Annotated in this window: 25 protein-coding genes; 1 reads left to right on the top strand and 24 read right to left on the bottom strand. The window is 42.2% G+C overall.

Features of this window, described 5'->3' with window-relative positions; genetic code table 11:
* Window positions 1-10: 10 nt before the first annotated feature.
* The 24 genes from fliJ to ftsY all read right to left on the bottom strand — a co-directional run bounded on the left by fliJ (window position 11) and on the right by ftsY (window position 21,803).
* Window positions 11-448 carry a flagellar export protein FliJ gene (gene fliJ / locus AC6F33_RS07740; RefSeq protein WP_480947452.1) on the bottom strand — a complete coding sequence of 146 codons (438 nt, stop codon included), beginning with the start codon at window positions 446-448 and terminating at the stop codon, window positions 11-13.
* A complete protein-coding gene (gene fliI, locus AC6F33_RS07735; protein ID WP_255746256.1) occupies window positions 438-1,766 on the bottom strand; it encodes a flagellar protein export ATPase FliI in 1,329 nt (442 codons plus the stop codon). The genes fliJ and fliI overlap by 11 nt, the downstream gene beginning before the upstream one ends.
* Entirely contained in the window at window positions 1,766-2,524 is a 759-nt protein-coding gene (gene fliH, locus AC6F33_RS07730; RefSeq protein WP_255746254.1) for a flagellar assembly protein FliH, read from the bottom strand. The genes fliI and fliH overlap by 1 nt, the downstream gene beginning before the upstream one ends.
* The gene (fliG, locus tag AC6F33_RS07725; RefSeq protein ID WP_255746252.1) at window positions 2,517-3,533 is read right to left on the bottom strand and encodes a flagellar motor switch protein FliG; all 1,017 of its coding nucleotides are present in this window, start codon (window positions 3,531-3,533) and stop codon (window positions 2,517-2,519) included. Before fliG ends, fliH begins: the two co-directional genes overlap by 8 nt.
* 16 nt (window positions 3,534-3,549) lie before the next feature.
* The gene (fliF, locus tag AC6F33_RS07720; RefSeq protein WP_500778080.1) at window positions 3,550-5,142 is read right to left on the bottom strand and encodes a flagellar basal-body MS-ring/collar protein FliF; all 1,593 of its coding nucleotides are present in this window, start codon (window positions 5,140-5,142) and stop codon (window positions 3,550-3,552) included.
* Between the two features lie 51 nt (window positions 5,143-5,193).
* Complete coding sequence (gene fliE, locus AC6F33_RS07715; RefSeq protein ID WP_255746248.1) at window positions 5,194-5,496, bottom strand: flagellar hook-basal body complex protein FliE; 303 nt, start codon at window positions 5,494-5,496, stop codon at window positions 5,194-5,196.
* 10 nt (window positions 5,497-5,506) lie between these two features.
* Window positions 5,507-5,953: a flagellar basal body rod protein FlgC gene (gene flgC / locus AC6F33_RS07710; protein ID WP_255746246.1), complete on the bottom strand. Its 447-nt coding sequence runs from the start codon at window positions 5,951-5,953 to the stop codon at window positions 5,507-5,509.
* A 4-nt stretch (window positions 5,954-5,957) separates the two neighbouring features.
* Complete coding sequence (gene flgB / locus AC6F33_RS07705) at window positions 5,958-6,335, bottom strand: flagellar basal body rod protein FlgB (protein WP_255746244.1); 378 nt, start codon at window positions 6,333-6,335, stop codon at window positions 5,958-5,960.
* A gap of 366 nt (window positions 6,336-6,701) precedes the next feature.
* A complete protein-coding gene (codY, locus tag AC6F33_RS07700) occupies window positions 6,702-7,478 on the bottom strand; it encodes a GTP-sensing pleiotropic transcriptional regulator CodY (RefSeq protein ID WP_255746242.1) in 777 nt (258 codons plus the stop codon).
* A gap of 465 nt (window positions 7,479-7,943) precedes the next feature.
* Window positions 7,944-9,251, bottom strand: coding sequence for an FADH(2)-oxidizing methylenetetrahydrofolate--tRNA-(uracil(54)-C(5))-methyltransferase TrmFO (gene trmFO / locus AC6F33_RS07695; protein ID WP_500778079.1), 1,308 nt, complete (start codon window positions 9,249-9,251; stop codon window positions 7,944-7,946).
* Between the two features lie 33 nt (window positions 9,252-9,284).
* A complete protein-coding gene (topA, locus tag AC6F33_RS07690) occupies window positions 9,285-11,369 on the bottom strand; it encodes a type I DNA topoisomerase (protein ID WP_500778078.1) in 2,085 nt (694 codons plus the stop codon).
* 234 nt (window positions 11,370-11,603) lie between these two features.
* Complete coding sequence (gene dprA, locus AC6F33_RS07685; protein ID WP_255746237.1) at window positions 11,604-12,479, bottom strand: DNA-processing protein DprA; 876 nt, start codon at window positions 12,477-12,479, stop codon at window positions 11,604-11,606.
* Window positions 12,480-12,718: 239 nt separating this feature from the next.
* A complete protein-coding gene (locus AC6F33_RS07680; protein WP_255746235.1) occupies window positions 12,719-13,000 on the bottom strand; it encodes an EscU/YscU/HrcU family type III secretion system export apparatus switch protein in 282 nt (93 codons plus the stop codon).
* Window positions 13,001-13,002: 2 nt separating this feature from the next.
* Entirely contained in the window at window positions 13,003-14,523 is a 1,521-nt protein-coding gene (locus AC6F33_RS07675; protein WP_500778077.1) for a hypothetical protein, read from the bottom strand.
* 12 nt (window positions 14,524-14,535) lie between these two features.
* Entirely contained in the window at window positions 14,536-15,309 is a 774-nt protein-coding gene (rnhB, locus tag AC6F33_RS07670; RefSeq protein ID WP_500778144.1) for a ribonuclease HII, read from the bottom strand.
* Window positions 15,310-15,379: 70 nt separating this feature from the next.
* Window positions 15,380-16,252 (bottom strand): ribosome biogenesis GTPase YlqF, encoded by an 873-nt coding sequence (gene ylqF, locus AC6F33_RS07665; RefSeq protein ID WP_255746232.1) that lies wholly within the window; start codon window positions 16,250-16,252, stop codon window positions 15,380-15,382.
* Between the two features lie 347 nt (window positions 16,253-16,599).
* Window positions 16,600-16,941 carry a 50S ribosomal protein L19 gene (gene rplS / locus AC6F33_RS07660; RefSeq protein ID WP_255746231.1) on the bottom strand — a complete coding sequence of 114 codons (342 nt, stop codon included), beginning with the start codon at window positions 16,939-16,941 and terminating at the stop codon, window positions 16,600-16,602.
* A 152-nt stretch (window positions 16,942-17,093) separates the two neighbouring features.
* On the bottom strand, window positions 17,094-17,828 hold the full coding sequence (gene trmD, locus AC6F33_RS07655; protein WP_255746229.1) for a tRNA (guanosine(37)-N1)-methyltransferase TrmD: 735 nt from the start codon (window positions 17,826-17,828) through the stop codon (window positions 17,094-17,096).
* Complete coding sequence (gene rimM / locus AC6F33_RS07650; protein WP_255746228.1) at window positions 17,818-18,345, bottom strand: ribosome maturation factor RimM; 528 nt, start codon at window positions 18,343-18,345, stop codon at window positions 17,818-17,820. The genes trmD and rimM overlap by 11 nt, the downstream gene beginning before the upstream one ends.
* Window positions 18,346-18,439: 94 nt before the next feature.
* Window positions 18,440-18,670, bottom strand: coding sequence for a KH domain-containing protein (locus tag AC6F33_RS07645; RefSeq protein ID WP_255746227.1), 231 nt, complete (start codon window positions 18,668-18,670; stop codon window positions 18,440-18,442).
* Window positions 18,671-18,690: 20 nt separating this feature from the next.
* The gene (gene rpsP / locus AC6F33_RS07640; protein ID WP_255746226.1) at window positions 18,691-18,963 is read right to left on the bottom strand and encodes a 30S ribosomal protein S16; all 273 of its coding nucleotides are present in this window, start codon (window positions 18,961-18,963) and stop codon (window positions 18,691-18,693) included.
* A gap of 30 nt (window positions 18,964-18,993) precedes the next feature.
* Complete coding sequence (ffh, locus tag AC6F33_RS07635; protein ID WP_255746225.1) at window positions 18,994-20,337, bottom strand: signal recognition particle protein; 1,344 nt, start codon at window positions 20,335-20,337, stop codon at window positions 18,994-18,996.
* 12 nt (window positions 20,338-20,349) lie between these two features.
* Window positions 20,350-20,685, bottom strand: a complete 336-nt coding sequence (locus AC6F33_RS07630) for a putative DNA-binding protein (RefSeq protein WP_255746224.1) — start codon at window positions 20,683-20,685, stop codon at window positions 20,350-20,352.
* A 116-nt stretch (window positions 20,686-20,801) separates the two neighbouring features.
* A complete protein-coding gene (gene ftsY / locus AC6F33_RS07625) occupies window positions 20,802-21,803 on the bottom strand; it encodes a signal recognition particle-docking protein FtsY (protein WP_255746223.1) in 1,002 nt (333 codons plus the stop codon).
* A 348-nt stretch (window positions 21,804-22,151) separates the two neighbouring features.
* On the opposite strand from ftsY, the gene AC6F33_RS07620 reads away from it, so the two are divergent.
* Window positions 22,152-23,393, top strand: a complete 1,242-nt coding sequence (locus AC6F33_RS07620; RefSeq protein WP_500777193.1) for an IS110 family RNA-guided transposase — start codon at window positions 22,152-22,154, stop codon at window positions 23,391-23,393.
* Window positions 23,394-23,455 lie beyond the last annotated feature (62 nt).

The following is a 23,455-nucleotide window of genomic DNA, read 5'->3' as shown; positions in this document are numbered from 1 at the left end:
CAGTACCTCCTCACCGACTTACCGTACGTTGACTTGCAATTTCATCCATCTGTTTCATTTCTGCCTTTTGCATCAACCGCCGATAAATCATTTGCTGCTTTTCCTTCATCTTTTCATATTTTTTTACTTCCATTGCTTTCTCCTGTAATCTTGTTTGAAAGTCTTCTAATCTGACTTTTGCTCTTATGTATCGTTTATTTGTAACATCAATAAGGGAATCCATCGTGTTAACATCCGTTATTCCTATCTTCATCTGATCGATTGTAATCGCCTGACTCATTTGCTTCTGAAGATCCGTTTGTGCTTTTTCCTTAAGGTCCATTAACTCAATTAATTTTCGAGCTAGACGTTCGAAATCGTCAAACAGTCGTTTATATTGAGCTTCAAGATTTTGCTTTTCACTCTCTGCCAGCTTCATCACACGTTCAAAGCGATACTCAAATGCCATTGGTGCTCATCTCCTGCCCGAAATCATGAAACAATTGGTTGACTGAATCTTTGAGCGTCACACGAACCTTCTCTGATTGACGTAAATAGTCCAGCACCTTCTGATGAAAGTGAATGGCTTCATCAATCGCTGAAGAACTGCCCTGCTTATATGCTCCAATATTAATAAGGTCTTCTGATTCAGTATACTGAGAAAGCAGCGTTCGAAATTTTTGTGCTGCCTGCAAATGTTCTTGTGAACAGATCTCGTTCATGACACGGCTGACACTTTTTAATAGATTGACAGCCGGATATTGCCCCTTTTGTGCGAGCGCACGATCGAGTACAATATGCCCGTCCAAAATACCGCGTGCTGTATCAGAGATAGGTTCATCAAGATCGTCCCCATCAACTAAGACCGTATAGAATGCAGTAATTGTTCCATTTGCATTGGTACCTGCCCGTTCTAATAATTTTGGAAGCAAAGCAAACACCGATGGCGGATATCCTTTTGTCGTAGGCGGTTCACCGATTGCAAGACCGATTTCACGCTGGCTCATGGCAACACGAGTCAGGGAATCCATCATGAGCAGAACGTCTTTCCCTTTTGCACGAAAATATTCGGCAATTGCCGTTGCGACAAAGGCACCTTTGATTCTCATTAATGCAGGTTGATCACTGGTCGCAACAATGACAATGGAATGCTTCATACCCTCCGGTCCAAGATCCTTTTCAAGAAATTCTCGCACCTCTCTTCCCCGTTCACCAATCAAAGCAATAACATTCAAGTCAGCTGATGTGTTTCTGGCAATCATCCCCATCAACGTGCTTTTCCCAACACCGCTCCCGGCGAAAATGCCAACGCGCTGCCCTTTCCCAACCGTAAGCAAACCATTGATTGATCGAATACCCAATTCGATCGGTGTCGTAATACGTGGCCGCGTCATTGGGTCAGGCGGTTCTTGATTCGTCGGTACACTATCAACCGGTTTTGAGAATGTCATGCCAGAGACCGGTCGTCCCAAGCTGTCGCAAACCTGTCCGAGGAGTTCTTCATTCACTTTTACTTCAAGAGGTTTGTCCGTTGCTTCTACCAAACAGCCAGGTGCGATCTGAGCGACCGATGTATACGGCATCAATAAAATGTTTTCATCTTTGAATCCAACAACCTCTGCCATTATTTTTCTTCGACCTGACTGGATATGTATTAAACAAACATCACCAACTGATGCTGAGGGCCCTTTGGATTCAATCAGCAGCCCAACAACCCGATTGATTTTCCCATATCGCCGATAGCTGTCAATGGTTGCGAGCTCGTCAATCAGATGGTCTACATTCATCAGCCTTTCTCCTCCATCAATTCAGCAAGTTTTTCTTTAATAACCTGAAGCTGACTATCAACACTGGCATCAATTTTTCCGAAAGAGGTTTCAATCGTGCATGCATCATCTGAAAAGTCGCTGTCAGCATAGACGTACACTTTTGCATCTTGCACGATCTTATCGAATTCCCATCTATTTTGATTGAGATGATCAAAATGTTTCGGGGAAACGGTTATTTTTATTGTTTCTTGCTCTCGGACTTCTCGAACCGCTTTAGCAACTAGAGCAAACCATTTGTCTTCATCAAGAGCCACTGAAGTACCGATTATTTTTTCAGCAACAGCAATTGACAATTTCAAAATTTCAGGTTGAGCTTCTTTTATGGATTCATTAAAAAAATTTTTTGCTTGATCAACAAATTGGTTGCCCTGATCCACAAGTGAAGCGAATTGTTCTTTTGCCGCTTTTGTTCCATTGCTGAACCCGACTGCGTAGCCTTCTTTCAGTTTCTGCTCATACGCTTCTGCTTGGCTGCGCTTTGCTGATTCTTCATCCTGAGCAATCTGCTGTCTAATTTTATCTGCCTTTGATTCTGCCTCTTTAATCAAACGATTGGCTTCTCGCTTTGTCTCATCAATCTTTTCACTCAGTGTTTTTTCAATTGCGTCTTGATCCATTTCGGCATTTAATGAATCTAAGTGAGGATCGATGACAGCAGAAATATGAACGACTTTTGCTTTTCCCTCAGAGCGAGCCTGTTTGATCAAATTAGACAATCACGTCATCCCCCTTGCCACGAGCGATCACAATCTCTCCAGCATCTTCAAGCTTACGAATTGTGTTGACAATTTTGGTTTGCGCTTCTTCAACATCATGCAGTCTAACTGGGCCCATATATTCCATTTCTTCTTTGAAGCTGGCAGCCATTCGTTCAGACATATTTTTAAACAGCAAATCTTTAACTTCGTCGCTGGCTGTTCGCATCGCAAGAATCAAATCCTCATTCTCACTTTCGCGAATGACACGCTGAATGGCACGATCATCTAACACAACAATATCTTCAAAGACGAACATACGCTTTTTAATTTCTTCTGCCAGATCCGGATCATGAGTCTCCAATTTTTCCAATATATTGCGTTCAGTTGTCCGATCAACTCCGTTTAAAACACTGACAATCGAGGAAATTCCTCCTGTCTGAGTATAATCTTCATTTACTGACGAGTTAGAGATCTTCTTCTCGAGAATCCGCTCAACTTGTGTAATCGTCTCCGGCGATGTACGATCCATTTGCGCAATTCTCCGAGCAACATTTGCTTGCTGTTCAACAGATAAGGCAGATAAAACTGCGCCTGCCTGGTCAGGATCTAAATAAGAAAGAACAAGCGCAATAGTTTGCGGATGTTCGTTTTGGATAAAATTTAATATTTGCTGCGGATCACTTTTACGCATAAAGTCAAAGGGTTTGACTTGCAGTGTCGAGGTCAGTCTTTGAATGACCTTGTTTGCCTCATCAGAACCAAGTGCCTTCTCTAAAATTTGTTTTGCGTAACCGATGCCGCCTTGAGATATGTATTCTTGTGCAAGAGCGGTCTGGAAAAATTCGTCGATCACTTGTGCTTTGGTGTCTGCATCTATTTTTCGTGCATTAGAAATTTCTAATGTCATATCTTCAATTTCTTGTTCCGTGAACTGCTTAAAAATAGTGGCAGAGACATCCGTTCCCAGCGCAATCATCAGAATAGCCGCTTTTTGTTTTCCGGTTAATTTTGTTTTTCGTTCAGGCATAACGGCCAACTCTCCTTTATTTGTCCTCAGCCATCCAGCTTCTAAGCAGTTTGACAAATTGATCTGGTTTCTGTCTTGCCATCTTTTCAAGCTCGTTGTACTTCTTCTTTTCCGGATTTTCCTTGTTCAACATAGCTTCATAATCTTCCTGTTGAGGTATATCCTGTACAACAGTCTGATCAACAGCTACATCCTCAGTCATTCTTCTCCGGCGCAATACGAGCCAAAGGATAAGACCGACAACTAACGCTAGAACAATTCCTCCGATGACATAGAACCAATTTAATCCACTGTTTTGTGTTTGTGTTGCAGCTTTTCCATTAAACCGGCCAACAGTGACCGATGTCTTTTGAGTGATTTGATTATTAGATAGTTCCTGACCCTGCGAATCTGAGACAGACGTTTTTATAATCGAATTAAGGATGGAGCGGACATCATTAATCCTCTGAGCTGACAAAGAATTATTGTTGCCGGCTGTCGGAGGCTCGATCATAACCTGAATACCGAGATCCGTAACCTTATAAGGACTATTGACCACGTCACGATGTATTTTATTAAATACATTATTTACTCGATCTTCGACTTTCTGATAGCTTCCATTCCCGCTCTCACCATTTTGATACGTCGGCACATCATTCGTACCTGTTCCTGCTTGCCCTTCAGCGCCTTGACCGGTATAGGTCTCCGTAATGTGTTCCGTACTGGTCTGAAGGCCTTCCATTGTCTGTTGGTTTACAGGCTCAACAAGATCCTGTTTTTCCTTCGACTGGGTAAAATCAACGTTGGCAGTAACATTTACCATCACTTTGCCTTCGCCCATCATCATCGTCAACATCTGTGTCACTCGTCGCTGTACATTGCTTTCAACATCGCGAATGATTGACTGCTGTTGATCGTAGGTGGATGTAACCGATCCGCTGGATGTATTATTTTTTAGATCATAATAGTTAAAATATTGATCCATTATGACGATATTATCAGTAGGCAGGTTAGGAACACTCTTCGAAACCAGATGGTACAACCCATTTACCTGATCCGAACTTAGCTGACTCCCTGTTGCAAGGTTCAATACTATTGATGCTGATGCCTTGCTCTCATTGTTCTGGTCACTTACCCAAACATCATTCTGCGGCAGCGTAATCATTACCTTTGCGGATTTAACACCTTTTGTATTCGAAATTAAATTAGCTAATTCCGTTTGCATCGCAGCGCGCTGAACAACGTCAAATTGCTTATCTGTCATTCCAAAGCCCGCATTCTGACTAAAGAACGAGTAGTCGATCTGTCCCGTTTTAGGAAGACCTTCTGAAGCGAGATCAACCTTGAGCTGATCGACCTGATCCTTCGGAACACTGATCGTCGTTCCACCGTCCGAAAGCTTGTAAGGAATCTTCTTACTATCAAGAGTATCCGTAATTTGACCTGCTTCGCTCTCTGAAAGATCGCTGTACAATGGTGTGTAATGTTTTATATTAGTCAAAAGCAACAGTACAATAATCGCAAATATGATTGCTGAAGTGCCGCCAATGATCCAAATCTTGTTTTTTCTCGGCAATTCGATCCAAAAATTTCTTAATCGATGAATCCATGCCGACAATCGTTCTTTCATGTCTTCTTCCTCCGTTCATCTTCGCGCCGGATGCTTGAATACCAGTATCAATCAAACCTGCATTCTCATGATTTCTTGGTATGCTTCGATCACTCGATCGCGAACCTGTACGGTTGTCTTAAGCATGACATCAGCCTTCTGCATGGCAATCATTACATTATGTAAATCAACATCGGTACTTCCATTCGCCAAATCGGTAACCATTTGATTGGCAGACTGCTGCGACGCGTTCACTGAGCCGAGCGCATTTTCAAGCGCTCCTGCAAATCCTTGCTGGGCTTGAGCAGCTGTCTGCTTCCCGGACGATGCTGCAGTATCCGCTGTTGAATTGATACTGATAGGTGTAATGTTCACTGTCTAAAACCTACCTTCCTATATCTAACGCATGCGTAAGCATGTTTTTATTCGCATTCATCACTGTAACTCCGGCTTCATAAGAACGATTAGCATCCATTAAGTCGACCATTTCTTTAAGTGGATCAACATTGGGTTCTTGTACATAGCCGTTTTGATCAGCATCAGGATTTTCCGGATCATATTTAACTGGGTAAGCAGTAGGATCTTCGCTGACCGACGAAACTTCAACACCACCCGCCGAACTTCCAAGAGAAGATTGCAGCATAGAGTTGAAGGTATTGGATCCTATCGTTTTTAAGTTCACTACTTTCCTCGTATAAGGCTGCCACTTTCCATCGACATAGCGTCCACGTGTTGTATCCTGATTAGCAATATTTGCAGAAACAACATCCATACGAAACCGCTGTGCTGTAAGACCTGAGGCAGAAATATCAAGGCCGCTGAACATTCCCATATTTTCAAGAGCCTCCTAATACAATATTAAATTTTTTAAATTGGTCGCTGGCAGCTTGGCTAAGCGTCTGATAAAGCAATTGATTTTGAGCCAATTCAGACATCTCATGATCAAGATCAACATTATTACCATTATTTTGAACTGATCCATAATTGTCAGTCACCGTTCTGTATCCTGAGTCTTCGGAGGATGAGAAATCGATCTGCGACTCATCGGTGCGATTTGCTTTTAGCTTAGTCTGCAATACATCGTTAAAAGTAACTTTTTGTGCTTTGTAATTAGGCGTATCAACATTAGCGATATTTTGTGCAATTGCATTCTGCTCCGCCATTGATCCGTTCAATGCCCGTTCAATTGCGTTTAGTGGAGTGACTGAAAACATCGTTCAATATCCTCCTTATTTCAATATAGCCTAGATCAGTTAGAGTACCTATGTCTATTTTATCAACTTTTTGACCATTGTCTACGTGAATGTATACGATTCGACTTTATTCAACCTTTATTTCAGGATCGATAATAGTCATATAGTCTTATATATTTCACTATTATATTTCATGTTTATTAATAAACACTTAATGTAAGCGTAATTATTATTCTTTTGCAATCAAAAAACAGGCCATGAGCACTATATTGTATTCATGACGACTACATGTGAAAAAAATGTCACAAAAAAGGACTTATGGTCACAAAGTCCAGTGACCATAAGTCCCATTGTTTTACCTAATAATTCATTTCAAATCTTGAAAACTTATTCTCCCTTGATGCGATTTAACTCATAAAGAAATTTATCGTTAAGTACTTTAATGTAAGTACCTTTCATTCCGAGAGAACGTGATTCAATAACTCCTGCACTTTCCAATTTTCTCAGCGCATTGACAATAACCGAACGTGTGATACCGACGCGATCAGCAATTTTGCTGGCAACCAGCAATCCTTCTTTGCCGTCCAATTCTTCAAAAATATGTTCAATAGCTTCAAGTTCACTATAAGACAACGAGCCAATTGCCATTTGAACAATAGCTTTTTCACGAGCTTCTTCTTCTACTTCATCTGTTTTTTCTCTCAAAATTTCCATACCGACAACCGTTGCCCCGTATTCTGCAAGTATCAGATCTTCATCTGTGAACGTTTCGTTAAGTCGAGAAAGGATCAAGGTGCCGAGTCTTTCTCCTCCACCCACAATCGGCACAACCGTTGTCAATCCACTTTCAAACAGATCTTTGTTTTCATCAGGGAACACACTAAATTCACTGTTGACATCCAAGTTCGGGGATGTTTGTGCTACCATAAAAAGATTTTGTGTATATGTGTCTGGAAGCTGCCTGCTTTCAAACATCTTTTGCATGCGTTCATTCTCAAATTCAAGTTTCAATGAAAGTCCAAGTATTTTACCACGACGACTTACCACAAATGTATTTGTTTGAATGACGTCACGTAGTGTTTGTGCCATTTCATTAAAATCGACCTGTGTTTTTGTTCCTTGAAGCAGTTGATTAATTTTTCTTGTTTTTTCTAATAGAGTCATCATTATTCCTCCTAGGTAACGTAGATTCTGGTTTATTAATAAACTGGTTGAGATTATGGCTTGTACAATGATCAGAGATTCTATTGTTCACAATTTCGGCAAGACATAGTATAAAAAAGCAGTCGATTGCTTCGAACGGGCACCATAAAACAATTTTCCCAAAATTGTATGTAACCTTCTCGTACCAATGTTATCTAATATTGCATGGACACTTAAAAAGTCGTGTCAGTCATTTGCAGTTTCGTCAGAATATTAAATCTTTATACACATTCATAAAATAAAGCCGCAATACGATTGACCAGCATCGTATTGAGCCTTCTCAATGTTTATTGGTAAAACAATAATGATGTGCTTAACTATTTGTAAATCAAACATCAGAACGATTGTTTTCATTCATTGTTTCATGAATGCTGACAATTCCTGCCTATTCATGTTAGCACAAGGCTTTTGAATTAGCAATAATATTTACAATTTTATAATAACATTCCGGATTGATTCCAAAGCTCTTGACGCATAATGTTCCGCTCGTTGCTTTTTGTCTTTAACTCGTTCAGCAAGTGGCGGTAGAAGACCAAAATTGGCGTTCATCGGTTGAAAATTTTTTGCGTTTGTACTTGTAATATAATGAGCCATACTACCGATTACTGTTTCATCTGGGAATATTATCGGTTCCTTTCCTAAATAAAGCTTAGCTGCATTTATTCCGGCGATCAACCCCGATGCAGCAGACTCAACATACCCCTCAACACCGGTCATCTGCCCAGCAAAAAACAGATCATGTCTCGCTTTTGTTTGATAAGTAGGCTCAAGCAGCAATGGTGAATTCAAAAAGGTATTGCGATGCATCACTCCATAACGAATGATCTCCGCATGTTCCAATCCAGGAATCATTTGGAATACTCTTTTCTGCTCTCCCCATTTTAAATGGGTTTGGAAGCCTACAATATTGAAAAGCGAACCCGCTGTATTGTCTTGGCGAAGCTGCACCACAGCATACGGTCTTTTTCCGGTGCGCGGATCTTCAAGTCCAACCGGTTTTAATGGCCCGAACAATAGTGTCTTTGCACCTTGGCGCGCCATTATTTCAATCGGCATACAGCCGCTAAAATATTTTTCTTTTTCAAATTCCTTCAGTGGAGCAGTCTCTGCCGTCGTCAATGCATGAAAAAAGGCATCAAATTCATCCTTCTCCATCGGACAATTCAAGTAAGCGGCATCGCCTTTGTCATATCGAGACTTCAAATATACTTTTTCACGGTCAATCGTTTCTTCCGAAATGATTGGAGCAGCTGCATCATAGAAATAAAAATACTCTTCACCCGTTAACTGTTTAAGGCTTGCTGACAATTTATCGGATGTCAGCGGGCCGGTTGCAATAATCGTGAGTCCCTCAGGAATTGTCGCGGCCTCTTCTCCCACAACAGTAACATTTGGCATTTCTTTAAGCGTCTTTGTTATAATTTCTGAAAAATCATGTCGATCAACTGCAAGCGCACCTCCTGCAGGAACGGATGCAGTATCCGCAGCTTTCATGACTAATGAATCCAGATGACGCATCTCTTCCTTCAAAATTCCAACGGCATTAGTCAAGCTGTTGGAACGAAGCGAGTTGGTGCACACCAGTTCTGCAAATTGGTCTGTATGATGCGCAGCCGTTTGTTTTTTTGGGCGCATCTCATACAAATTTACTTCTATCCCGCGTTTAGCAATTTGCCAGGCTGCCTCGCTACCAGCAAGTCCTGCCCCAATGACATTTATCGCCTGTCTCGCCATTACTTTTCCTCATTTCTTTCATTCAATAACGTTTTATTGTGTCACTTCTTTATAATCGCATTTCGGACATTCAACTGTTTTGCCGTTCTTTGATTTCTTCTCTACAAGATAAGAATTGCACTTCGGACATTGACGTTGAATAGGCTTATCCCAAGATACAAAGTCACACTCAGGATACCGATCACAGCCATAGAAGACACGACGTTTCTTGCTGCGCCGCTCAACGACCTCTCCTTTACCGCATTTTGGACATGGTACGCCAGTCTTTTTTAAGATTGGCTTTGTGTTGCGGCATTCAGGAAAATTGGAGCAAGCCAGAAATTTGCCGAATCTTCCCATCTTATACACCATTTCATGACCGCATTTTTCACATTTTATACCTGCTGGTTCATCCTTAATTGATACAGATTCCATTTCCTTTTCCGCTTTAGACAGTCGCTTCGAAAAATCCTGATAGAAATGATCGATTAAAGTGATCCAATTTCTCTTTCCTTCTTCAACTTCATCCAAATCAGTTTCCATTTGTGCAGTAAAGTCAATATTAATTATTTCCGGAAAGAATTCAACAATCAGTTTCAGAACCACTTCACCGAGTTCGGTTGGTATGAAACGTTTCGCATCCATGGTGACATAGTTGCGTCGTTGAATTGTATCAATTGTCGGCGCATAGGTTGAAGGACGCCCGATGCCGATTTCCTCCATCGATTTCACAAGTGTTGCTTCAGTGTACCGTGGCGGCGGCTGCGTAAAGTGCTGCTTCGGATCCGTTTGATCTTGAATTGCGGTCATTCCATTCTCAAGATCGGGCAGATAATTTTCTTTCGACCCCGCATCTGCCTTCTTTTGATCGTCGCTTCCTTCAATATAAACTTTCATAAAACCTTGAAACTTAATTTTTGAACCAGATGCGCGAAATACAACTGAATTCTGCTCCAGATCTGCACGCACCGTGTCGAGTACTGCCGGAGCCATTTGGCTCGCGACAAATCGTTCCCAAATAAGTTTATAGAGTTTATATTGATCACGGCTCAAATAGTCTTTAATTTCTTTAGGTTGCCGCAATACAGATGTCGGTCGAACACCTTCATGGGCATCTTGTGTTGTTTCTGATTTTTTTGCCTTTTGCGGATGGTTATTGTAATAATTTTCGCCATAATTTTCAACAATAAAGTCCTTAGCTTCTGCTCGGGCAACATCCGAAATTCGTGTTGAGTCCGTTCTCATATAAGTAATTAATCCAGTACTTCCGTGCTTACCCAGTGCTATTCCTTCATAAAGCTGCTGCGCAATCATCATTGTTTTTCTTGCCCTGAAATTCAGTTTTCGTGCAGCTTCCTGTTGCAGTGAGGACGTAATAAACGGAACGACAGGATATCTCAGACGCTCTTTCTTTTGTACATTTTTTACGTCAAAACGATCACTGCTGAGTTTTTCAAGTACTGCCTTAACATCTGCCTCATTCTTAAGCGCTTGCTTTTTTCCGCCAACTCCATAAAATGCAGCTTCAAAGCTTGCATCATCAACGTGAAATTTACTGCTGATTGTCCAATATTCCTCAGGAGTGAACGCTTTTATTTCTTTTTCACGTTCAATAATCATCCGAAGTGCAACTGACTGAACCCTGCCGGCACTTAATCCCTTTTTAACTTTTTTCCATAAGAGCGGACTAATGTTGTAACCGACAAGCCGATCAAGAACACGTCTTGCTTGTTGTGCATCGACTAAATCCATATTGATTTTTCTTGGCGTCTTGAACGCTTCTTTTATCGCTGGTTTCGTAATTTCATTAAATACGACTCGACAAGCCGAGTGATCATCGATATCAAGGCTATGGGCCAAATGCCAGGCAATTGCCTCCCCTTCACGATCGGGGTCAGCTGCGAGATATACTTTTTTTGCCTTTTTGGCCGCGCTCTTTAATTCTTTCAAAACGGGACCTTTTCCTCGAATTGTAATATAACGAGGTTTAAATTCATCTTCAACATCAATACCCATCTGACTTTTAGGCAGATCACGAACATGCCCCATTGATGCTTTAACTTCAAATTTAGGACCAAGATAACGTTTTATTGTTTTTGCTTTAGCGGGAGATTCCACAATGACCAAATAATCATTCATGTTGTTTTCTCCCCCTTTCTGTGAATATTCAAATCTTCACTAATCTTAATGATTGATTAGAGCTTTGTCAAACTTAATCAATATAATTTCCGAAAAATGATTTGCTTTTTTGGGGTGTTTCCTCTCATAAAAACGAATTATTTTTTTGTCTGTGTATAAAATTCGCATTCATTAATGCGTTTTTCTAGATGTGAATGCCGTGCTTGTATCCACATCAAGTCATAAGTACGTTCATTATTGAACCAAATTTAATTCCTGAACAATGTCCTGCCAATCACACACCAGTTTCGCGCCTTGTTGTATGAGACGATTTGTCCCGCTGCTTGTACCCTTTAAAATTGAGCCGGGGATTGCGAACACCTCGCGTCCTTGTTCTAACGCCTGATCCGCAGTGATCAATGATCCGCTTCTTTCCTTCGCTTCAACAACCAGCGTTCCCAAGGTCATACCGCTGATGATTCGATTTCGTTCTGGAAAACGCCATCGTTCAGGCAGAGCTGAAGGCGGATATTCACTTATAACCAGCTGTGCTTGGCACAATTGCTGATACAGCCCATGATGTTGATGGGGATAGGGGCACTGCAATCCGGATCCTAGGACGGCAATCGTTCGTCCGCCCAATGCAAGCCGGTGGGCCATGCCGTCGATACCCATTGCCATGCCGCTGACGATCGTCCAACCATGCTGATTCAAAGGTTCAATAATTTGTTTCGTAATCCTACCAGCTTCACTGCTCGGATGTCTCGTGCCCACAACGCTTAACAATTTCTTTTCATTCAAAAGTGAGAGGTTGCCCTTTCCGTAGATTAAGTAAGGAAGATCGTACACATTTTTTAGTAAACGGGGATAATGCGGATGATAAAAAGGGATCGGCGTGATCTGTTCATCTTGATATAACTCTACTAGGTTCCTTGGGTTTATCGCATGGCGATCCTCAATAAAAAGCCTTGCCTTAGCTGAGGAGAGCCGAAACAATGATTGCAGCTCGTTCAGAGAATAAGCGTGTATCCTATTCAGATCCGGATCTATCCGAATCATTTGCCATACCGTTCTTCTTCCAATGCCTCGGCAATGATTGAGCAGTACTAATTTAAGTGTGAGAGGATCCATCGGCGCACCTTCTTCAGCATATTTAATTGAGTAGTTAGGATAGGATAAGCATCTTAGGTAATGGAATAAAAGATAAAAGAAGGGAGGTTACATTTCTAGCCATCATGTTCGTTTAAAGCGAATGAGGTATGAGTGTTTCACAAATAAATGATAATAATGGTTAGGTTTCAAAAACAGTAAAAAATAATTTCATTAAAACTGAGCCATCTAAAAAGATATTGCAATAAAGCTGAGCTTTCTTATGAGTTTTTTTTACCTGCCTGCTCATCAATAGTATAGATAAATGCAAAAATTTCTGCAACAGTTTGATAGAGTTCCTGAGGAATCATTTGGTTTAGGTCAAGTTTACCCAGCATTGAGACCAGTGCCGGATCTTCTTGAATGGGTATATCATGCAGCTTTGCCTGGTCAATAATACGCTGTGCAATTTCCCCTTCGCCTTTTGCTGAAACACGAGGGGCTTGATCAGAACCACTGACATATGTTAAAGCAACTGCTTTTTTTCTTTGCTCAGAAGTCATGATTACACTTTCACATCCATCCTGTAATTTGTTTGGGTAAGCGGGTCCGTGACTTTTTTCATTAGATGAGGATCAATCTTCTCCGTTTGCGTAAGCGAGAGCAACTGATAGCCCGCTTTCGATAGCTGATCCCTCAATGCAGGCTCTCCGGAAGCAAGCAGAGAACGCAGATCGGCCTCACCGTTCTGCACATTTAAGGTCACAGAACGATTTTGCACATGGATGGTCACTAACGTCTCCTTTAAATGAGTCAAATCAAGCCAAAGGACAATTGTACAGGAATCCGGATCGATCGCCCCTTTTCTATCTCGCTTTCCTTCCCAGTATACAGAAACATTGGTGAAATCTCTTTTATATGGAATGGGGATCTGCAGTGAAAATTGAGCAACAAATGGGTCAGCAGACACCATCTGCAACTGTTCACCTGTAATTTTCTGAACAATTTCTTGTGCTGCCTTTCTCAATGCATAAGGAGCATCCTGATCCTGAATAACGGCAAGCAAGTGCCCTTTTAACGTTTCCGGTTGTTGTCTTTCTGCACTTGAATCTTTTGTCATCCATTCACTGATTTGGAATTCATAATCAAATCCTAATTGTTTTAAAACATCAAACAGAAGATTTTTATTGTCCGACGACCCGACTAATTGATCAGTCAAATTCGGAATCTGTTCGAGCGCAAAACTACGGAATGCACTAATAAACGTCTTAATGGGTTGGTTTATTTTCAATTCCTTCATTAAATGAGTCATATCATTTAGCGCCATCGGACTTGCCATAAATTCTTTAACTGCTTTTTGAGCAGCATTAGAATGAAGAGATGTCTGATCAGCCAAAAATGATGTGAGCAGTTTATCTCCTTTGTTATCTCCAATCTCATGATAAAGTTGAGCAAAACGATTTCCGTCTTTCAGTATTGAAAAACTACTTAGTGCATTTTTCAATTGGTCTACGGAAGCAGTTTGAACACCTGAACGCTGAATCTCTTTGGACATTGCATCAAGTTTTGAACTGATCGATTCGGAATCTTGCAACCCTTTTGCAATGTTAAATAATGATTCATCCAACGGAATCTGTCGGTTCATCATCCATCGAATCGTTTGCATATCTCCAGTAAAATTGCCGCTCATTTTTAACAATGCTTTTGCTTGAAGGACTGACTCACGCGTGAGCGGATCACCACGATCAAGAAAAGTTTGAACAATTTGTCTTGTTAATGAGTCTTCTTTTAATTGAAGCGTATTAAAGACATCGTCGATCATATTGGATGAACGATTTGCCTGTTGTCGTTCAATAAGTTTTGCAATAAGCGGACTCGTACCTTGCTTAATCTGAAATAAATAATCTTGACCAACTTTCAATGGTGGATCAGCAGAAGCAACTTTAGCAACGACTTGCTTTGCACCAAGGCGAACAAGAGCAGTACGATCCGGGAGCAAATCCAGGACCTTGCCCCGCAAAATCTGTTCTGGTGCATAAGTACCGATCATTTGACTCTGATTGATCGCATAAGGTTGGAAGTTCACAGGATCACCTTCTCATGCATCTTCTAAGGGTTTTAGTGGCGCAAATGTCATGCGATGTTCCGGGCAGGTACCCAAGCGCTCGATTGCCCGCAAATGTGCCTGAGTTCCATAACCTTTGTGTTTGGCAAAATCATAGCCTGGGTACTCCCGATCTAAATCACACATCAGCCGATCACGAGTCACTTTTGCCAGAATAGACGCAGCGGCAATTGAATTGCTGCGCGCGTCTCCTTTAATAAGGGAGGTTTGAGGCATATCAAGTGGTAGTTCCATTGCGTCAATCAACAGATGATCTGGAACCATCTCCATTTTTTCGACCGCAAGAACCATTGCTTTTTTAGCAGCTTGATAGATATTGATCTGATCAATTTCATGGGCCGAAACGATACCCACACCAAATGCAGCCGCTGACTCGCATATGCGGTTGTAAAGGTAATCGCGTTTTCCGGCCGATAATTGCTTGGAATCATTGATTCCGGGAATAATCGCATTCGACTTCAATACAACACATGCTGCAACAACAGGTCCTGCCAGTGGGCCTCTTCCTGCCTCATCAATGCCTGCGATACATTGCGCACCCTCGCTTTTGAGTTCATCTTCGAAGCGATTCATTTGATGATATTTAACGACAAGTTCTTGAAAATGGGCTTTCCGCTCTTCCCATTTACGAAGCAAGGATCGAACACCGATTCGCGTATCCGATTTAAGCTGCTGCATTTCTTGCTCAGACAGCTCAGTTGTTTCAGATAATCGCTCTTTAATTTCTGCAATTGTGGTTCGTTTCATCATCTATTTCCCCTGTTATTATCTATATCGGCAGAGTCCAATTTATTTTTACTTTCGCATTAAATTCAAATCATTGCGGCCATTCAAGAGTAAGCGGACCTAGTTTCTGACTACGATAATCACGAATAATGATTTCCGACACGCGATCATAATCAATGAATCCGCCGCTCATCAAGCAACCCCTCTTCTTGCCAATTTCATCAAAAAGACTGATCAGCATTTGTTGATCCTCTTCTGTTCCTTTTAACTCAGGGAGTTCCTCTATTTGATAGCGCTTAGTCAGCGAATTTCGGTAGTGCTGCAGCATGGTTTTTAATAGAAACAACGCGATTTCTTGAAAATCAAGCAATTCTTCTTTAATCGCTCCCGTTGCGGCAAGGCAAAGGCCGACACGCGGATCATCAAATTTCGGCCAAAGTATGCCTGGCGTATCCAACAATTCCATCGTTGTTCCGACTTTGATCCATTGTTGCGCTTTAGTTACTCCCGGACGATCACCGATTTTTGCAATTTTTTTTCCGGCCAAACGATTAATTAGCGTTGATTTGCCGACATTAGGAATACCTAAGATTAATGCGCGATCAGCATGAGGTCGAAAACCCTTACTCTCCAATTTTTTTCGTCGATCTGCAGTTAATTGATGAACAGCATCAGGTAATGTTGAGACCCCTTGTCCAGTTTGGCTGTTAACAAGATGGACTTTTACACCCTCGTTCTCAAATGTGTCTTTCCACTCTGCTGTTGCCTGACGATCTGCCATATCTATTTTATTCATGACAAGAAGCCTCGGCTTGCCGGATGATATTTCTTCAACAAGCGGGTTTCTTGACGATGCGGGAATTCTGCTGTCCACAAGCTCAATTACAACATCAATTTGCTTAATTTTCTCGATCATTTGGCGCTTTGCTTTCGCCATATGTCCCGGATACCATTGGATGGTCATAATTCCTGTCCCCTTCTTTTTCAATCTAAGAGTTGATTCACTTTATCTTGTTCGAACGTATTCAAAAAAACTTAGTCTTCTTTGTACTAGGGACCGCTAATCTCTTATTCTTTCTTTTTGTATTAGAAAACTTGGCTTCGCCAAGCCTCCGGAAAAGGCGAAGACTTAGTTGCGACGGCCATGGATGGCCTAGTGTCCGGTGAGCCGCAGGACGCGGCGTTTTGCCGGACCGCTTATACTATACTCCGCTGAATTTTAAACTTTCTTATAGTATAAAAAATCGGAGAGGCTTGGTCATCCCAAGCCCCTCCTCTTCATTGCTGTGTACATTCAATTTCCAATTATGATTATCTGCTCTTAATACGTGCTTTCTTACCACGCAGAGCACGCAGATAATAAAGTTTCGCGCGACGAACTTTACCGTAACGTACCACTTCGATCTTGTCGATCTTCGGCGAGTTAACCGGGAATGCACGTTCAACACCGACACCATAAGAAATCTTTCGTACCGTAAAGGTTGCACTGATACCGCTGCCGTGACGTTTAATCACAACACCTTCAAACACCTGAATACGTTCGTGTGTACCTTCAGTAATCTTCACGTGCACTTTCAACGTATCACCAGGTCTGAATTCCGGAATATCCGTTCGCAACTGTTCTTTAGTAATTTCATCAAGAATGTTAGACATAACAAAATGGCCTCCTTCCGTACAAATGCTCTTACCTTCCCGAAGAAAGCAGCGGAACATCGTATTCACTGGCATTTGCCACAACGACTATCATATCACAATCGAAAGTGTTCATGCAAGCATTTAAATAAGTGAAGAATTGCTTAATAGGGTTAACTTTCTTGCTCAAATTGTTTGATCCATCTTTTTTCCTGCTCGGTCAATTTATAACCGTTTAACAAATCAGGCCTACGTTCATAGGTACGCCTGAGTGATTCCTTCAGGCGCCATTCAGCGATTTTCTCGTGGTTTCCCGAAAGCAATACTTCCGGTACTTTCATGCCACGAAAATCCGCTGGCCGCGTGTAATGCGGATGCTCCAGCAATCCTGTGGAAAAAGAATCGGTCACTGCCGATGTATCATTGCCGAGCACACCAGGAAGCAGTCGCACGATGCTGTCGATCATTGCCATCGCTGCCAATTCTCCGCCTGTCATGACAAAGTCGCCAATGGAATATTCGTCCGTAACAAGGAACTCAGGAACACGTTCGTCAAATCCTTCATAATGCCCACAAATAAAAATGAGTTCTTTTTCTTTGGAGAGCATTTCCGCATCATGCTGCTTAAAGGGCTTTCCTTGCGGTGAAGTCAAAATAACACGCGGTTTGGTATGTTCTTCATGACGCACCGCATCAACCGCATCAAAAAGGGGCTGAGGCATCAGAACCATTCCGGCTCCGCCTCCAAATGGATAATCATCAACTTTATTATGTTTGTTGGTCGTAAAATCCCTAAAATTCGTAATTTTAAAGGAAACAACGTCTTTCTCGGCTGCCTTCCCCAAAATAGAACTGTTTAGAACGCCATCAAACATTTCAGGAAAAAGGGAAAGAATATTAATCTTCATCGTCCACCAACCCCGGAATCAAGTGAACGATCACTTTTTTTTGCGCAACATCGACATTTTTCACTACATCGTTAATATACGGGATTAAGATATCCTTTACTCCCGTATCAACGACCCAAACATCATTCGCACCGGGAGACAGGATTTCCTTCACTTCACCCAGTTCGCGTCCAGTATCTGTGATTACCTTTAATCCGATGATTTCATGATAATAAAAGTCGCCTTGTTCCAGTTCCGACAGCTGTTCTTTTGGAATAAATAGCGAACAGCCCTTATATTTTTCTATATCATTAATCGAAGGATAATTCTCAAAACTCAAGCAGTCAAATTGCTTGTGACGGCGATACGTTTTTACTTTCAGCAGGTCGTGCGTGCCTGTCTCTGGGTTTCGCACGTACAAGGTTGCGCCAATCGCATAGCGTTCTTCCGGAAAATCGGTAATGCTGACAACACGTACTTCACCCTTGATTCCTTGGGTATTGACTATCTTTCCAACATAAAACCATTGCTCAGTCATTATGCAGCCTCCTTACCATTTGGCAATCTGTAAAAAATCTCTATGTACGGTGAAAAAGAGAAGGGCTGATCTCTCCCCCTTCTCTTTTTCTTTATTATTCACGAATTAAGAATCGTGTCGGCACACCGCCAGCGCTTCCGACAGCGGACACAATCGTCCGTACAGCTTCAGCAACCTGACCATGTCTGCCAATCACTTTTCCCATATCCTTTTTATCTACGACAAGTATATAAGTCACATGATCAGATTCTTCTTGTTTCTCAATCATAACATGCGTATGATCGTCAACGAGCGGAAATACAATGGCTTTGATTAACTCTTCCATTTATCTGCCGCCCCTCGTCATTATTTTTGCAGTTTAGCAAGATGGAACTTCTCCATAATGCCTTCCTTGGAGAACAGGTTGCGTACGGTATCTGAAGGTTGAGCACCCTTTTGCAGCCAATCAAGCGCTTTTTCTTCGTCAACTGTGAATGTTTTTGGTGTGACAACCGGATTGTATGTGCCGATTTCTTCAATGAAACGGCCATCGCGAGGTGCGTGTGAATCAGCAACAACTACTCTGTAAAATGGACGTTTCTTTGCACCCATACGTTTTAGACGAATTTTAACTGACATAATAAAACAACTCCTACTTTTTTAATGATTTTACATAAATGGTAAATTAAATGGATTTCGCTTTTTGCCTTTTGCCTTGCCCATAAACTGTTTCATCATTTTTTTCATGTCCTTGAACTGTTTCAGCAACCGGTTGACGTCGGCGACCGATGTCCCGCTGCCAAGAGCAATGCGCTTCTTTCTACTTGCATTAATGACATCCGGATCCGTTTTTTCCTGGGAAGTCATCGATCGAATGATCGCTTCGGTCTGGCCAATTTTCTTCTCGTCGATTTGCATATTTTTCATGCCCTTGAACTTGTTCGCTCCAGGCATCATTGCAAGTAAATCTTCGAGTGGACCCATACTTCGAATCTGACCGATTTGATCCAGAAAATCATCAAGAGTAAAGCTGACGGAAAGCAACTTTTGCTGCATATCACGCGCTTTCTCTTCATCAATTGTTGCTTGTGCTTTCTCAATCAGAGAAAGTACATCACCCATTCCTAAAATTCTCGAAGCCATGCGATCCGGATGGAATGGCTCAAGGGCATCCATCTTCTCGCCCATGCCGACGAATTTAATAGGTGTTCCCGTTACGGAACGAACAGACAATGCAGCGCCGCCTCTTGTGTCGCCATCGAGCTTGGTCATGATAACACCGGTCAAATCCAGTCGATCATTAAACGCAGTTGCGACATTGACTGCATCCTGTCCGGTCATTGCGTCAACAACCAAAAAGATCTCGTCCGGATGACTGACTGCTTTGATCTGATCAAGTTCGTCCATCAGTCCTTCATCAATATGAAGCCGACCTGCGGTGTCAATCAATACTAAATCGTGATGATCCGTCTTCGCCTGCTCCAGTCCCTGACGCACAATTTCCACCGGACTGACCTGATCACCAAGTGAAAAAACGGGTATATTCAGTTGTCCGCCCAAAGTTTGCAACTGTTTAATTGCAGCAGGACGATAAATATCCGCAGCAATCATCAGTGGATTCTTATTATGGGTTTTTCGAATATAATTGGCAAGTTTTGCAGCAGACGTTGTTTTACCAGCGCCCTGCAACCCGACAAACAGCAAAACGGTCGGCGGCTTCAGAGCGAGATTAAGTTTTGTTTGCTCTCCACCCATCAGCTCAGTCAATTCTTCCTGAACAACCTTAATAATCTGCTGTCCGGGAGTAAGGCTTTTTAGAACTTCCTGACCAACTGCACGTTCCTGAACGCTTTTAACAAACGATTTTACGACTTTAAAATTAACATCCGCTTCAAGCAGTGCCAAGCGAATCTCTCGCGTCATCTGTTTGACATCGGCCTCAGTCACCTTGCCTCTGCCGCGAATCTTTTTCATCGTCGCCTGTAATCTGTCCGACAGACTTTCAAATGCCATACTTCTCACTTCCTAATCTAAATTCTCTAATTCATCAATAAAAGAATCTAGTTTTTGGCTTTCTTTACTATTCAAATGACCAGCCAATTCCCTCATTTTCGAAATAACAGAAAGCCTGACTTCATATTTACGAAAAAGCCCTAACCTTTCTTCAAACGCTTCAAGAGCGTTCTCAGCACGTTTGAGGTTATCATAAACAGCTTGTCTTGTAACTTGTTTTCTTTCCGCAATTTCACCAAGAGAAAAATCATTAAGATAGTAAAGATTCAGATACTCTTGCTGTTTTGGGGTGAGAAGCAGCTGATAAAAATCGTATAGGGCGTTAACTCTCAAAACCTTCTCAAGCATAGCAAATCCCCTTGGCTGTAAAGGCATTTTACTTTACAGATTAAATATTACTTTTTTTTTCTTTGTGTGTCAAGTTTTTTCCTTAGCAACGAATGTTAGTCCGTGCTATACACATTTTATTCCGATTGGGACGCTTCATCGTCGGCCTGAAAAAGTTCAGAAAACAGTCCATAAATAAATGCATCCGCATCAAAAGCCTGAAGATCATTCAATTGTTCACCCAGTCCAACAAATTTAACAGGAATGTTCAGTTCATTGCGGATACCAAGCACAATACCGCCTTTCGCCGTTCCATCCAGTTTTGTAAGAACAATACCTGTAACCTCTGACGCTTGCCGAAATAATTTCGCTTGGTTAAGCGCATTCTGTCCTGTCGTTGCATCCAGAACTAGCAAAACCTCCTGCGGCGCACCCGGACATTCGCGAGTGATCACACGTTTGATTTTCTCAAGTTCTTTCATTAAATTAACTTTATTTTGAAGCCTTCCTGCTGTGTCACAAAGCAGAACATCCACCTTGCGCGACTTTGCAGCTTGCATGGCATCAAAGACGACTGAAGCAGGATCTGATCCTTCTTGATGCTTAATCACATCAACACCCGTACGATCGCCCCAAACCTGCAGCTGATCAATCGCGCCTGCTCTGAATGTGTCTGCCGCTGCAAGCAGTACTGTCTTTCCTTCATTTTTAAGTCTACCGGCGAGTTTTCCTATGGTCGTCGTTTTACCCGCACCATTTACACCAACCATAAGAATAACGGTAAGTCCGGAAGGATTTATATTAAGTTTTGTTTCTTCCTTGCTTTTAGTAAGAAATTCAGAAAGAACCTCAACAATCACGTCTTTTAACATTGCCGTATCCTTAATGTTTCTCGTACGCGATTCATCTTTTAACCGATCAACCAGATCCATTACGGTGGTCATTCCAACATCAGATTCAATCAGCAGTTCTTCCAATTCATCAAAAAAATCTTCGTCAACCTTCCGGTAGCGCTTGACCAAATTGTTCATGCCCTCTGCAAATGACTGTCTTGTTTTGGACAAGCCGTCTTTGAATTTATCAGTAACCGCAGTCGTGCTGCCGGTGATACGGTTCTTCAGCTTATTAAAAAAATTCATGGTGTTTCCTCCTCGTATAATAAGTTTCGAAGTTAATAGTCATCCCTGTTCAGCTCGGGTACTGCGTGATATCCTCTAGTTGTTCATTGGAATGGATCCAACTGGACTAGGCTTTTTCCCCCTGTAGTTTTACTACGTTTCAAGTCTGCCGCCCAGGCAACTGCCAGATATGCTGACGCACAAGATGTAGCGGCCGCGGCTCAACTCATCAGAAGCAGGATGAGGCAGCTTTGAAGGCGCAGCCAGTGTCTACTGATCGCGAGGTCGCGTTCATGCAGTTGTAATTAGGGGACATCACAGAGTATCCGAGCTTATTCCAAAATTGATCAGGAAAGGAGGTCCTTCCCAATGAAACTGTTTGTTGGTATTGATGTGAGTTCACAAAAACTGGACGTTTGCTTTTTGGATAGTGACCAAAATAAGCTGATCCAAAAATCCTTAGCGAACAATCTTATCGGTGCCGCTGCCATTAAGGAACTTGTGTTAAAGTTCCACTCAGCCGTTCACTATCAACGGGTGGTGATCGGCATGGAGTCCACGTCCATCTACAGCTTTCACCCGGCGGTGTTTTTTCATGAAGACGCGAGCTTGAAGGAGCTGCCTTTGGATGTCGTGACCCTCAACCCAACGATGATTCATCGTTATAAAGGGCTGTTTGACGAGGACAAGACCGACACGATCGATGCGTTCCGTATTGCGGATTTCCTGCGCATTGAACGCTATCAAGTACCGGTGATCAAAGAAGAGAAGTATGTCGCGCTCCAGCGCCTGACACGAACTCGTTATCAGCTGATTCATCAAATGACCGAATGTAAACAGCACTTCTTAGAAAATCTATACTACAAGTGCAACACCCTGACTCAGGAAATTCCGACTTCTGTGTTCAGCGCGTCGATCATGGACATCCTAAGCGATGCACTGTCTTTAGACGAGATTTCCCAGATGAAGTTGGAAGACCTCGCTGAACACCTAAACAAGGCCGGAAAAGGACGTTTCAGTGATCCGGAAAAGCTGGCCAAAGCCATTCAAAAAGCGATTCGTGACTCCTATCGTATTGGCAAAGTCCTTCAGGATTCTATTGACGTTGTTCTCGCCAGTTACGCCCGCATTATCGACGGGTTGAAGAAACAAATTCAGACGCTGGACAAGAGTATTGAGTCCCTGTACGCAATCATCCCGGAGGCGCAGAGTCTCATGAGTGTTCCAGGAATCGGTCCGGTATACACAGCCGGTCTGATTGCCGAGATCGGTCAGATTGATCGATTTGACAATGAGGCTCAGCTTGCTAAATATGCCGGTCTCTACTGGAAAGTCTCCCAATCCGGAAATTTTCAGGCAGAACGCACGCCACGAACGCATACCGGTAACGAGTATCTTCGCTACTACTTGATTGAAGCTGCCAATTCAGTAAAGCGATGTGACCCGGTTTATCGGGCCTATTACCAAAAGAAATTCAACGAAGTTCCTAAGTTTCGTCATAAACGCGCACTCGTACTGACAGCAAGAAAACTGGTTCGGTTGGTGGACGTGCTGCTTCGCGACCACCTGATTTACACTCCGAAGGGAGGTGAAATCGCCGATAATCAGTAAAGATCCGCCTCCTTACCGCCTTCAAAATTTTGGTAATTATTGAAGGCCTAGGTTAGTGTTGT

It is taken from the genome of Sporolactobacillus sp. BBK16-2 (genome assembly GCF_059878335.1).
This window is presented reverse-complemented; position numbering and strand designations above follow the sequence as displayed.